This window comes from Flavobacterium sp. RHBU_24 (genome assembly GCF_046613695.1).
GTDB lineage: Bacteria > Bacteroidota > Bacteroidia > Flavobacteriales > Flavobacteriaceae > Flavobacterium.
On sequence record NZ_JBKJHD010000002.1, the window covers coordinates 52,283 to 66,022 of the forward strand.

Here is a 13,740-nt window from a genome sequence, read left to right on the forward strand (position 1 = left end):
ACAAATATTCAATTATGAACCATGTCCATTTAAGGCGATTTCCCAAGACACTATGGGCTTTGCTTTTCTTCTTTACTATTGGCGGTCTATTTGCACAATCCGGTACTGTATCGGTAGACTTTAAAAATGCTTCGCCCGCTGAGATTATTAAAAACCTTGAGTCGCGCACGCCTTATCGTTTTGTGTATCCTGAAGGCTTAGACCTCAGTGGCCCTGCTATTACCATAAAAAAAGAAAATGTTTCTATAGATGAAGTCTTAAAAGTGCTAAGGTCGCAAACCAACTTAGATTTCCGGAGGACAGAAAATAATATTGCGGTAAACAAAAAACAAAATACTAAAAAGCCGGGAAAGATAACAGGAAAGGTAATTGATGAGAGCGGCCTTTCCTTACCCGGTGCCACAATCAGGGTTGTTGAAACAGGTACAACAACCGTTGCTGACAATTATGGTAACTATTCTCTCAGCATAGATCCCGGAAGCTATACTACTGAAGCCATCTTAATATCCTTCCAGACAAAAAAAATAACGGGGGTGGTCGTAAACGCCGTGGAGGAAACTATATTAAACATTGTCCTTAAAGAAGATGTTAACGCCTTGGAAGAAGTGGTAATTACCCAGTCCTACAAAAAGGCAACATCTACGGCAGATGGATTATTGCAACAGCAAAAAAAAGCAGCACAAATGAGCGATGGTATCTCTGCCGAGCAAATTGCCAAAACACCGGATAGCGATGTAGGGGCAACTCTAAAAAGAATAACAGGTATTACAACAGTAGACAATAAATATGTAGTGGTACGTTCAATGGGTGAACGATGGAACCAGGCAGTGATGGATGGAATCAACCTGCCAAGTACAGAAGCCTATAATAATAATTTTTCTTTTGACATTATTCCTACGGCAATGGTAGAAAGTGTAATTGTAAGCAAAACAGTTACACCAGATATGAATGCGAGTTTTGCCGGAGGTTATGTAGAAATAAGGACAAAGGATATTCCTGAAAAAGAATTTTTTTCTTTCAATTGGGGGTCATCTTATAACGACCTGTCTACTTCTAAACAATTCCTGACGCGGCAAAGAGGTAAGAACGACTATTTTGGGTTTGATGACGGTACAAGAGATTTTCCGAAAGGACTGGAATCGATGGATTGGAATAACCCTTTGTTTTTTGAACAATCTAAACAGTTTACTAACGATAATTTTACCACTTACAGCACTAAGGCAAACCCGGGTTCGAGTTTTCAGTTGGCTTTTGGAAAAAAATTCGAACTTAAAAACAATAATAAATGGGGCTTTGTAGGGGCAATAACTTCGAGAAACGAACAAACCAAACTGGATATAGATCATACAGGCAGAGGCAACTGGCTCGATACTACAGGACAAATCTCAGAAGAACAGCAACAAGGGCTCGCTCCGGTTGATTTTTTTAATTTCAAGAACAAGGGGGCGTCCTACACCTATAATGCTACCATGGCAGGGATGCTAAATTTTGGTTTACAATTAGGTAGAAACAGGATTTCCCTGCGTAACTCTTATACCCACATTTATGACAATACCCTTACAAGGGTTACCGGTTGGAACGAGTACATAACCGGGCAGCCCAGCGGAGCAGAGAGCTCTTATAACTATTTTTACTACGGGATTATTCCTAATAACGACCCTGCCCAATTGCAATCTTTAGATAAACCCTATACGGACAATACTGATTATCCTATTTACCAAATTTTATTACAAAACAAAGTGGAAGGGAATCATAAAATAGGAACTACAGAATTCAACTGGTTTGCAGCAAGAACGGGCATAGCGGCAGACACCAAAGATTATACACAGCATCAAACCTTTTATAATTTTATTGGTAACGAAATTTTGGCATACCACCAGGTATATAATTCAGGGAATAACTTTTCAAGAGGCTATATCGAAAACAGGGAAACTGATTACAACTACGGTACTTCGTTTAAATGGGGCATGGATGCAGGAAATTTTAAAAACAGCATCAAGCTGGGCTATGCCGGTGCAATAAAAAACAATACCAACCAGCAGCAAAAATTTTTCCTCCGCGTAGATGAAAACAGGGATGTACCCAGTAATGAAAGGAATTTCCTGATAATGGAGGGTGCCCTTTCCAGTTGGTTCGATGGTTCTCATTATGTGCCCGGGGGTATTGGCTGGCAAACTAATGCCCTTTATAAAAATGAAAAATACGAAGGCAGGGTTACCCAGCACGCCCCGTACCTAATGTTTGATAACCGCTGGAATGATAAACTAAGGCTGGTTTGGGGCATTCGGGCAGAATATTTTAAATACGACCTTATTTCCCAGCAGATAGACCTTGCCGATCCGAGAAATGTTAACAGGGAGGCTATAGATGATAAGCCTTGGCAATTTATGCCATCTGCCAACTTTACTTATAGCCCCACCAGCAACACTAACATAAGGCTGGCATATGGCAGGACAGTAATTCGCCCCCAGTTTAATGAAAGGACCGGCTTGCCCTATTTTGACCCAATAGCCAATGGGCTTATTTATAATACAGAAATGACTTCTTCGGTAATTAATAATTACGATTTCAAATTTGAATGGTTTTCGGGCCCTGGCGAAATTATTTCTGCGGGATTGTATTATAAAGATATTGACCGACCGATAGAGAGGGAGGGACATCTTTCTAACGAAGGAAATTTGTTTCTCTACAATGGAAATTCTAAAAATGCAAAACTTACAGGTTTTGAAGTAGAGATAAGGAAAAATTTCGGGTTCATTATAAAAGACTCTTTTTTAGAGCACTTGTTTATAAGCGGAAATTTTACGTTTAACGACACCAAAGTAATTTCTTTTAAAAATCTCTACAACACCGGAGCAAATGCCGAAACCTACAATGTAGAGCGGCCGCTGTATGGGCAAACGCCCTGGGCATATAACTTAGGATTAATGTATGACGGAAATCGTTTTGGGGCTAATTTTTTATACAATGCCAAAGGCGATCAATACATTACAGTGGGCTATGACTATAATGGTGAAGAGATTCAGCGCCCATATGCGGTGGCAGATATGCAGCTGTCTTGTAAATTTTTGAAAAACAAAAATTTCGAAATAAAGCTCAATGCAAGAAATCTGTTTGACAGGGTAAAGGAATATTATAACAACTATAACTCGTATTCGGTTTTCAGAGGAGCAGGCAATGAATTTGAGACAATAAGAGAAAATTTAAGCCTTATGCCCGGAGCCACAGATAAATATGATAAAAGTATAGATAAGATATTATTTCGTGCCTATAGCGGCAGAACATTTAGTTTGAATATGATTTATAGTTTTTAGATGCGTGTAAAATATAGCGTGTTCGTAAGGAATAACGAGTAAACAAAAGGCAGCGAAGTTCTATACTAAAGCGCAGGTTTTTATTAAGGGTGTAATTGTAACATTATACAGGTTTTGCCGCATCCTGAAAGGCTGTGAATCCAGAGTTTATTGATGAAGTGCACCATTGATAATACCACGGACACAGTATAAAAAACGGAAACCTTACCAGAGAGACTCAGGCTGGTAACGGGAGAGGTTGAGTCGCTTTGCAGGGCCGTGCCTCCGGCAATGCTAAGTGTAAAAAACATAACAAAATCACGGGATATTGAGGCGGATATCCTTTAAATACTAAAACGATCCGGTATAAACATATCATTGCCGGATTATAATTCTAAATAAGTTCATTATGAAAAATTTAATTTTTGTGGCTTTGGCAGCACTATCGCTTACGGCCTGTAGTGAGAATGAGACTGACTCTAATGTGTCTTCGTTTAGTATGCAATCAGCTTCTGCTGACTATGCAAGTCAGTGTTCTAAACCCGTGCAAACGGTTTCCGGGAACATTAATGCAACTAATAACCATTGGACAGCAGGTACAATTTGGGAAATTGATGGTATTGTAAACGTACAAAGCGGCATCACGCTTACTATTGATGCAGGAACCTATATTAAAGCCAAACCAAGAACTGACAACACAGCTACCGGGGTATTGGTAGTACAAAAAGGGGGCACGCTGAATGCCAACGGAACAGCTACGGCTCCGGTAGTATTTACCAGCTATAAGCTTTTAGACTGTAATGCTGCTACTACAGCTGCTCCCGGAGATTTTGGAGGTATTGTTATTTTAGGAGACGCTCCTACCAATCAGCCTACTACCACTACCATAGAAGGCCTTTCGGGTGCTCTCTACACCTATGGAGGTGCGAATGCTGCACACAATGGAGGGTCGCTTACCTATGTGCGTATCGAGTTTGCAGGGTATGACCTTTTGGCTCCTAATTCAGGTAATGAAATTAATGGACTAACACTCGGTGGCGTAGGCTCTGGTACTGTGTTAAACCACATCCAGGTGTCTTACGGCAAAGACGATTCTTTCGAATTCTTCGGTGGTACAGTAAATGCAAGCAATTTAGTGTCGTTTGCAGCAGATGACGATAATTTTGACTTCGATAATGGTTATGTTGGTACCATTACCTGTGCCCTGGCCTTGGCAGATTTTAACTCTACACACAGCCAAAGCGGTGGAAACCCTGATTCTAACGGAATTGAACTGGACAACAATTCAACAGGATCTACGGTTACACCTATAACAAACCCTGTAATTAATAACCTGACTATTGTAGGAGCCAGAAACAGTGCTCAAGGTGCTTTGTATGAAAATGCAATCCATGTAAGGAGAAATGGAAAACTAACGCTAAACGATGCGATAACTACAGGATATACTGTTGGTATATTGAATGAAACCGTAAGTGGTGCCGCCGTTAATCCTGCCGACCTTAGCTTTACAAATGTAAGCGCGCATGGATTTACGTTTGCCACTGCTTCAAAAATTGGCAGTACTACAGCGGCCCTTACTATTTCGGGTGTAACCGCTACTTCTACTACTTCTCCTGCAACTGCGTGGGGTATGACACAGCCGTTCTTTAATGTAACGTCTACACCGTGGAATGTTACTCCAAGAAACTGTGGTGATTTCAAAGGGACCTGGACCAATTACTCTTTCTAACGTACAATTAATTTTAACCTGAAACCAGGTGGCAGCAAGCTACCACCTGGTTTCTTTTATATTTTACTATCATGAAAAAAATTATTTTACTTTTAATTATATTAGTTTCCGGCGTAAGCAACGCACAGTATCCTGTTTGGGTAAATAGTTTTGATTCGGCAGCAGATCTTGAGGGATGGACTTTCCACGATTTAAACAACAATGGCAACAACTGGGTACAGGGAGCCAATTGGCGAAATGGAGAAGCAGGCACAGAGCAGGTTCTTAGATACACCACGTTTCCTTTATCAGGGGACTATTACCCAAATGCTGATACAGAAAATGACTGGATTATTTCTCCTGCAATAAATCTTTCATCGGCATCGGGCACTATACAATTAGCCATATATTGGAATAAGGTATATTCTAATCAAAATAATGCATCCGGAAGGTTAGTATTTATTTCTACATCTCCAGATTTGGCTGGTTTTCAGCAATTGCAAACACAGGGAAATCAGGGATACTATTTTGTTACCGATGATGTAGTTTTTCCTGCAAATCCTAATGAATTTGCAGAAAGTATTTTAGATGTTTCCACCTTTGCAGGCAGCACCATCTATATTGGATTGTTATCAACCAATGATACTGATTACACTTTTCAAATAGCGCCTATCAATATTGACCGAATGGGCATTTTCGCTTCAACATTAGGTGTTGAGGATTTAAACGCTCCTAAAACCCATACCAAAATAGTACAAAACCCGGTGGCTTCCACTTTACAATTACAACTAAATCCAGCCCTTGAGCCAACAACTACAGCCGTTAAGGTATATAATATTATGGGTCAGGAAGTATTTACAGCCCCTTACAGTAACCAGATAGAAGTGTCGGCTTTAGCTGCCGGAGCTTATATTATGCATGTAACAAATGGTGCGGTAGTAGAAAAGTTGAAGTTCATTAAAATGTAATGTATAAATGTTCATTTCGACTGTAACATTTCGGGTGGAGAAATCTAAAAGCCTCCCAAAGCTATATTAAAAAAGCTTTGGGAAGCTAAAACATCCCGAAAGGGATAAGAATAAAACAAAAGACTTATGAAAAAAGCAAGAATTTTAGTACTCGCATTATTAGTGTTAGCAACATCATCCTGCGAAAACGAACTTACCGAAGAATTTGACGTGGCACAAAAAGCCGGCACGATAAATATAAAAGGTTTTTCTGCCCCAGGTGCGGTACAGCTAAGGTTTAATAATGAACCGGTGCTGATTAATGGCAGCAGCTTTTATAATGAAAATATTGAAACTACACTGCACTTCGTAGTAGATAAGGGAGAATCGGATGTATTAGGTATTTACGACAATGACACAGGGAATGAGCGGGCAAAATATGAAATCACTTACGATAATATTGCAGACTATAAGGACTTCTATTTTTTTAATTTGCCGGATATTTTTCTTGAGGTCTATGCTGTAAAGCCTAGTGTAAATTTGGGCCAGGTGGGCTTTGTATTCCTTTTTCCTAATCTGGGAGAATACTCAGGTTATAATCTTGAAAGTGTAAAAGGTGTATTAAAAAAAGGAAATGGAACTGTACTTGCCACATTTGAAAACATTGGGACAGATGATTTCTCTGAATTAAAGGTTTACAATTTTTTTAGCAATACAGCCCCGGTATTCCTGGAGCTTTACAAACCAGGAACCACTGAACCTTATACGGGTACAACACCCATACAAGTCCAGATAAGTCAGACTATTGGTGCCAATATGATTGTACTGCAGGAAAAAATGGAAAACGGAACAGTAGTTATAAAAGGAGATATTGATGTGGCAGATTATCTGGAATGAACCAGCGATAGTAATAAAAAAAAGTAAAAACTTATACTCATTTGAAAATGAATATGCTGTAAGCGTAATAATGGCTGTTTTTTACTCGGAAAAGTTATTTAAAACCAAAACTTTAGGATGAAGAAATCAATTTTAATACTATTGTTAGTAAGCTTTTTGGTTGCCTGCCAAACTAACGACGATATTTCTATAACATACAAAGAAGGTACAAATGAGTATGTAAACGAGTGGATTTATACACAAATGAAACGCTATTATTACTGGAACGAAAGCATGCCGGGCAAAGGTGATTTGTCTTTAGATCCTAAAGCCTATTTTACAACGCTGCTGCATACTGATGATCCTTTTTCTTATGCAATCCATACCGCTTCAGCAGAAACGTTTCCCAAAAGCCTGAGTGGCTCGTTTGGTTTTGATGTTTCTTTTGTTGAACATGACGGACAGGTATTTGGTGTGGTACTATATGTGCTGTCGGGTTCCCCTGCTGAAAATAGTGGCCTGCATCGCGGACAATTGATAACGGCTATTGGCAATATTGTCTTAAACCAGGAAAATTACGACAATCTCTATCAAAATTTAATGAATACTGAAAATGCCACTTTACAAGTAGTTGCATATTTTGAAGAATCGGGATTTACAGATCCGCAACAGGTTACTATCCATAAGGGGTTTACCTTTTTACAACCTGTCCACCACCAGGTCATTACTGAACAAAATAATAAAGTGGGCTATATTGAAATTCCGCATTTTGATATCGGGCTTTCACAGTCGCTCTTACTAGCATTTCAGGACTTTAAAAACCAGGCCGTAAATGAGATTGTGGTAGATTTAAGGTATAACGGTGGCGGAGATGTGTCTTCAGCCACAGCATTAAGTATTCTGTTATCCCCCGTTATACAGCCCGGCGATCCTTTTATCACTTTTAAAGGTAACAGCAATGGTGGAGAAATCAACCAGACTTTTAAAGAAGCCCTGGAAATGAATGAGTCGCAGGTTAGTTTTGAATCCCTGCGTGCCGCCCACCCATCAATCCAAAAAGTCTACATCCTCTCTGGAAACCGCACAGCTTCTGCGTCAGAAATTATTATCAATAACCTTAAACCGTATATGGAAGTAATTACCATAGGTAAAAAAACGTTTGGTAAAGATATGGCCAGTTTCCCGATTGAAGACGACAGGGTTGCGGGTACAGACGGCCGCTGGGTGTTATACCCTGCTATTTATAAACTTTCCAACGCCAACGGTGAGGGCAACTATAGGAATGGGATACCGCCATCAGTTATCCTGGATGAATTACAGTCGCTGGAAGTTTTTCCATTGGGGGATGTAAATGAAGTATTGTTCCATCAGGCACTTGCTATAATTTCAGGAAAGGGGCGCCTGGCCCAGGGTAAAAATACTATGGCAAATATCCTGGATAAAACCCTGCCTAAAGATGCGGCTAAGCCGGTAATCATTAAAAAAATCTGGCCTGTTGTCAAAGAGTAAATCAGAACATCATCAAGCCCAACGATAAATTACAAAGTAAAAATTATGCAGGGAATAAATGCGAAAGACCATGAAAATATCATGAGAGCCTTTTGCAGATTCGAGGAGCTGTCCTCTATAGTTAAAAATAAAACTTCAATTGAAGAAGATTCCATAACACGTGAAGGCATAGCGAAACTTGCAGAGAATTACCAGAAATATAAATCTCTGCTTTCTGAATTGGAGCAATGTACTAAGGAGTATGTAAAGAAAAAGAAATCTGTGCAGGGCGTTATGTTTAAAAGCATCCGGAAGATGAATACAGAAATAGGCAAAACACAATACCGAAAGACTTGAGCTGACTGTTTGATTTTGCCATATATATTGTTATCTTACGCCAAACCATTATGATGCGATATCTTGCTAATTAATTCAAATTGTTAGTAGAGTTGCTAAATTTGACATAAGTAATTTAGTTGTCCTATTTTGTTTTAGGCTAAATTTAAAATTTACATCATGCTTAATCAACTTGTGCTTGATAAAAACCTCACACATTGAATGCAGCCATCTGAACCAGATTTTAATAGAATTTAAAATTAGTCCTATAAAAGGTGATTAATATGATATTGAAACATAAATAGCTATAATCATAATAACTATTTGTCAATTTTACGTATTTAATGAATTAAACAGGTTTAAAAAAGTGTAATGTTCTCTATTTGTGATAAATATAACAATAACAACTTAAATCGCTCAAGGCATGATTTTGATAAATGAGTGCCAAATGTTCCTAAAAACAGGTTTATTATAAACCAGTTTTCCTAAAAAACCAGTTATTCATATTTATCTTATCCCCTTTTTTATCTTATGTTACGCATAGAAATTATTAATCTAGTAGCGTAACTTCATAAAACTCCATTGTAATGTATTAAAAAGCAATAGTTCATTGTGTAATACAGGTATGCCGATGATAAGCTTTAGAGTTTCCTGTGCCATCATAGTGCCTATTATGCCCGGCAGTGTACCTATAACACCGTTAAGGCTGCAATTTGGAACATCTTCAGGCTCGGGAGGTTCCGGAAACAAGTCCCGTAAATTTTTACTGGTATTATGATTGAATACCGCTATTTGCCCTTCAAATTTGAGGATGCTGCCATAAATCAGCGGTTTACTTAATTGAACACAGGTATTGTTAACCAAATATCGGGTAGCAAAATTATCGCTGCCATCTACAATTATATCAAAATCAGATATAATACGTTCAGCATTGTCAGGTGTTAGCTTTTCATCAAAAACGTGAAACGTTGCATGTGGGTTTAGTTCCATTAACACTTTTTGAGCAATAATTGCTTTGCTTTGTCCGGTTGTTTTATCGTGATACAAAATTTGCCTGTGCAGGTTGTGCAGTTCTATAACATCAAAATCTACAATACCTATAGTTCCCACACCGGCAGCGGCAAGGTATTGCAAAACTGGGCAGCCAAGGCCACCCGCGCCAATAACCAAAACCTTTGCATCGATTAGCTTTTGCTGGCCTTCGTTACCTATTTCGGGCACCATCATCTGGCGGCTGTAGCGTAAAAAGGTATTTATGGCATTCATACTGAATATATTTTATCCCAGTCTTTCCAAACCGGTTCGTAACCTTCATTTGAGATTATTGCTGCTATCTCTGCCGGCGAACGTTCATCACTGGTTTCAAATTGTTCTAATGACTCCGGGTCTACCACATAACCACCGGGATTGGTTTTAGAACCCGCACTCATGCTGGTAGTTCCCAATGAAATGATATTATCCCTGAATTTCTCATTTTCACGGGTTGAAATGGAAATTTCAAGGTCTTCGTTCCATAAACGGTAGGCACAAATAAGCTGCACCATATCGGTATCGGTCATAATAAAATTAGGTTCTATTATACTCTCTGCAGGCCGTAATCGCGGAAAGGAAACCGAATATTTACATTGCCAGTACTGCTTTTGCAGATAATCGAGGTGCAGTGCGTTAAAGAAACTATCAGTACGCCAGTCTTCCAGCCCCAGCAATACGCCGAGGCCTACTTTATGGATGCCTGCTTTGCCCACCCTGTCAGGTGTTTCGAGCCTGAAATCAAAATTGGATTTTTTTCCTTTCGGGTGATAGACCTTGTAGGCCTCCCTGTGATAGGTTTCCTGATATACGAGTACCGAATAAACACCCGCCTTATGCAGCGCCCTATATTCATCGGTACTTAAGGGCTGTACTTCTACCGATATATTGGCAAATTTATCTTTGATAAGCCCAACAGCATTTAAAAAATAGTTGATGTTTACGGTATAATTAGACTCGCCCGTTACCAGTAACACATGGTCAAAGCCCATGCTTTTTAAGACATCACATTCCTGCAGTATTTCACTATCGCTAAGTGTTTTTCGCTTTAACTTGTTGTCAAGGCTAAAACCGCAGTAGGTACAAATATTCTGGCATTCATTACTTAGGTACATTGGCGCATACATTTGTATGGTCTTGCCGAACCGCTTTTGTGTAAGGGCCCTGCTGGCATGGGCCATCTGTTCTAAATAGGGCTGTGCCGCCGGCGATATAAGTGCCATGAAATCGTCAAGTGTGCGCTTTCTGTTCGCCAAAGCCAGTGCTACATCCTGTGTTGTGGTGGCGTATATTCTTTGGCTTACCTCATTCCAATTGTAGGTGTCAAAAATATCTTTAAAAGTTGCCATGTGCGTTTACTTAATTATCAAACAAAAAAGAGGTGAGCGGGCTGGATGCGATTGCGGTACTAACTATTCCTGCCAGTTTAGCTTCAAAGGCTTTTCTGCCTGCAATTACCGCTTCTTTAAAAGCTTCGGCCATGAGTACCGGGTTTCCCGCAACGGCAATAGCGGTATTAACCAGTACAGCGTCGGCGCCAAGTTCCATAGCCAGTGCTGCATGAGACGGAGCGCCTATTCCGGCATCTACAATTACAGGCACACGGCTCTGCTGGATAATGATTTCTAAAAAATCAACCGTCCGCAGGCCCTTATTACTGCCTATAGGTGCTCCTAAAGGCATTACAGCCGCAGTACCGGCATCTTCAAGCAGTTTGCATAAAACCGGGTCGGCATGTATGTATGGCAGTACCACAAATCCCAGTTTAGCTAGTTCTTCGGTTGCTTTAAGCGTTTCTATAGGGTCGGGTAATAGATACCTGGGGTCAGGGTGAATTTCAAGCTTTAGCCAGTTGGTTTCTAGGGCCTCGCGTGCCAGCTGCGCCGCAAAAACTGCCTCTTTAGCCGTTCGGGCACCCGATGTATTGGGCAGCAGGTTAATGTGTGGGTGTTGCAGGCTGTTAAGCAGGGCATCGGTATCGGTTTGCAGGTCTACACGTTTGAGCGCCACAGTAACCAGTTCGCTGCCTGATGCTATAACTGCCCCTTCCATAAGCTTGTTCGACCCAAATTTGCCGGTACCTAAAAACAGACGGGATGTAAAGGTTTTATCGGCTATAGTTAATGGCTGCATAGTGTGTTTAAATTTGTTAGTAGTTCTTTTTTGTGTGGATGGTTAGTGATAAGCGCTGAAAGCGCTACCCCGTAAATACCGGCGTGTAGAATGGCAGGTATATCATCCTGTAGTATGCCGCCAATGGCGTAAATAGGCATTTGAACATTATGTCGTTTTAGGTGCTGCATTATATCAATATAACCTTGTAAGCCTAAAACCGGGCTCAGTTTTTCTTTTGTTGCTGTAAAGCGGTAGGGCCCCAGGCCAATGTAATCGCACTGCTCTTTACATCTTTGCATAACATGCGTAAGTGTATTTGCTGTGCCGCCTATAATTTTGTTTGGCCCTATAATTTCGCGTGCTTTTTCTACCGGCATATCATCTAACCCTAAGTGAATACCATCAGCACCTATTTCTTTGGCAATGTGGGGGTAATCGTTTATTATGTAGGTGCAAGCATATCCTTCTATCACCTTTTTAACTCGTGAAGATAATTTGAGTACCTCAATTTCTGTGGCATCTTTAAAGCGCAGCTGCACCCAGGTACAGCCTGCATCAAGCGCATTTTTGACGGCATCTAACTGCTGTAATGCTGTTGCGCCCTGCGATATGTATTGTATTTTACTGTACATGGTAGCCCAAAAGGTTTTCGTTACTTTTTAATGCTCTTTCAATATAGTTTTTAGCCAGCCTGCATGCCTCTTCAATATGTATTCCCAAAGCGAGATTAGCCGCTATGGCTGACGATAGGATACAACCAGACCCATGCTTTTGTGGAAGGTTAATTTCAGAAGGTAAATACGGTGTTGTCTTGTCATTGGCATACAAAAAGTCTACGCCTTTTTCCTGCACTGAATGCCCCCCTTTCAGGTAAACGCTGCAGTGCGCAGCAAGTGTAAGAGCAGACTGTTTAGAGTCTTCATCACCGGTTAACCTGCAAGCTTCTATACTGTTTGGTGTAATTAAATAAACCTTATTTAAAATATCGGATAGTACAGTATTGTCTATTGAAGAAATGAAACTGCTTCCTGCAGATGCCGACAGTACCGTATCCCAGATAATTTTTATGTTATTGTTCTTCCTTTTTATCCAGTTTACGAGATCGAGTAATGTATCGAGGTTTTCTATAATACCAATTTTTACAACTTCGATTTTATATTGGTTAAACAAGGGTTCACATTGGTCAATAACCATTTGGTAAGGCTGCCAAACCGTTTTATAATATGCATCTTCAGTTTGTACCGTAAGCGCCGTAACAGCCCCAAAACCCAGGCAACGGTGCTGCTCAAATGTTTTTACATCTGCCAGTACACCCGCACCGCCCGAAGGGTCAAATCCCGCTATGCTTAAAATTGCCTGCCTGCCGTAGTCCATTTCTGTTGTAGTAATTTAAATTCTTTTAGTGGTTCCCCGCTTAGCCATATTGAACCTAACACCGCTACGCCATCAAAGGCTTTTAGTATTTTACTGTCGAGATTTTCTTTTGATATCCCACCAATTGCTATTCGCTTTACAGTGCTATTGCCGCCTGATTCTATGTGCTTCATTGCATTGTATCCTTCTTTAGAAATGCTGTTGAATACCGGGCCGATAAAGGCGTAACTAAACATTGGAGTAAGTGCCTCATAAGATTCCCAGCTATGGACTGAAGTGGACAGCATATATCCATTTTGCTTCAAAGAGTTTAGTTGTCTTTCAGATTGTTTTAACCGTTCAACTTCTTTAAAATGAAGCCGTTTTATACCATAATCAGATGCTATCTCATGGTGCTGATTTAATGCCAATTGATGATAGTTTTGCAAATCTATACCCGCTATCAGGTGCCTCAATTCTTTTACAGTTGCATCAGGCTTCCTGATGTGCAGTAGCTTAAGCCCATTATCAAACATTGCGTTAATAGTAGCTGCTTCTTTATTTAAAGGGCTTTGGCTGGAAACTACAATCATCT

Annotated in this window: 12 protein-coding genes; 6 read left to right on the top strand and 6 right to left on the bottom strand. The window is 40.1% G+C overall.

Annotated features, from left to right (window positions below; all coding sequences use genetic code 11):
- The first annotated feature begins 14 nt into the window (after positions 1 to 14).
- The 6 genes from ACLI09_RS02710 to ACLI09_RS02735 all read left to right on the top strand — a co-directional run bounded on the left by ACLI09_RS02710 (position 15) and on the right by ACLI09_RS02735 (position 8,669).
- Positions 15 to 3,314 carry a TonB-dependent receptor domain-containing protein gene (locus tag ACLI09_RS02710; RefSeq protein WP_411418052.1) on the top strand — a complete coding sequence of 1,100 codons (3,300 nt, stop codon included), beginning with the start codon at positions 15 to 17 and terminating at the stop codon, positions 3,312 to 3,314.
- A 388-nt stretch (positions 3,315 to 3,702) separates the two neighbouring features.
- Complete coding sequence (locus tag ACLI09_RS02715) at positions 3,703 to 5,022, top strand: hypothetical protein (protein WP_411418053.1); 1,320 nt, start codon at positions 3,703 to 3,705, stop codon at positions 5,020 to 5,022.
- A 71-nt stretch (positions 5,023 to 5,093) separates the two neighbouring features.
- A complete protein-coding gene (locus ACLI09_RS02720) occupies positions 5,094 to 5,969 on the top strand; it encodes a T9SS type A sorting domain-containing protein (RefSeq protein ID WP_411418054.1) in 876 nt (291 codons plus the stop codon).
- A gap of 126 nt (positions 5,970 to 6,095) precedes the next feature.
- Entirely contained in the window at positions 6,096 to 6,845 is a 750-nt protein-coding gene (locus ACLI09_RS02725) for a hypothetical protein (RefSeq protein WP_411418055.1), read from the top strand.
- Positions 6,846 to 6,962: 117 nt separating this feature from the next.
- Complete coding sequence (locus ACLI09_RS02730) at positions 6,963 to 8,333, top strand: S41 family peptidase (protein ID WP_411418056.1); 1,371 nt, start codon at positions 6,963 to 6,965, stop codon at positions 8,331 to 8,333.
- 81 nt (positions 8,334 to 8,414) lie between these two features.
- A complete protein-coding gene (locus ACLI09_RS02735; protein WP_411418057.1) occupies positions 8,415 to 8,669 on the top strand; it encodes a hypothetical protein in 255 nt (84 codons plus the stop codon).
- A gap of 534 nt (positions 8,670 to 9,203) precedes the next feature.
- On the opposite strand, the gene ACLI09_RS02740 is transcribed toward ACLI09_RS02735, so the two are convergent.
- The 6 genes from ACLI09_RS02740 to ACLI09_RS02765 are packed head-to-tail and all read right to left on the bottom strand — an operon-like array spanning position 9,204 to position 13,738.
- Positions 9,204 to 9,914 carry a HesA/MoeB/ThiF family protein gene (locus ACLI09_RS02740; RefSeq protein WP_411418058.1) on the bottom strand — a complete coding sequence of 237 codons (711 nt, stop codon included), beginning with the start codon at positions 9,912 to 9,914 and terminating at the stop codon, positions 9,204 to 9,206.
- Positions 9,911 to 11,026 carry a 2-iminoacetate synthase ThiH gene (gene thiH / locus ACLI09_RS02745; RefSeq protein WP_411418059.1) on the bottom strand — a complete coding sequence of 372 codons (1,116 nt, stop codon included), beginning with the start codon at positions 11,024 to 11,026 and terminating at the stop codon, positions 9,911 to 9,913. Before thiH ends, ACLI09_RS02740 begins: the two co-directional genes overlap by 4 nt.
- A 10-nt stretch (positions 11,027 to 11,036) precedes the next feature.
- Positions 11,037 to 11,810 carry a thiazole synthase gene (locus ACLI09_RS02750; RefSeq protein ID WP_411418060.1) on the bottom strand — a complete coding sequence of 258 codons (774 nt, stop codon included), beginning with the start codon at positions 11,808 to 11,810 and terminating at the stop codon, positions 11,037 to 11,039.
- Entirely contained in the window at positions 11,798 to 12,424 is a 627-nt protein-coding gene (locus ACLI09_RS02755) for a thiamine phosphate synthase (RefSeq protein WP_411418061.1), read from the bottom strand. The genes ACLI09_RS02750 and ACLI09_RS02755 overlap by 13 nt, the downstream gene beginning before the upstream one ends.
- Positions 12,414 to 13,166, bottom strand: coding sequence for a hydroxymethylpyrimidine/phosphomethylpyrimidine kinase (locus ACLI09_RS02760; RefSeq protein WP_411418062.1), 753 nt, complete (start codon positions 13,164 to 13,166; stop codon positions 12,414 to 12,416). The genes ACLI09_RS02755 and ACLI09_RS02760 overlap by 11 nt, the downstream gene beginning before the upstream one ends.
- The gene (locus ACLI09_RS02765) at positions 13,139 to 13,738 is read right to left on the bottom strand and encodes a thiamine phosphate synthase (protein WP_411418063.1); all 600 of its coding nucleotides are present in this window, start codon (positions 13,736 to 13,738) and stop codon (positions 13,139 to 13,141) included. The genes ACLI09_RS02760 and ACLI09_RS02765 overlap by 28 nt, the downstream gene beginning before the upstream one ends.
- Between the last annotated feature and the right edge of the window lie 2 nt (positions 13,739 to 13,740).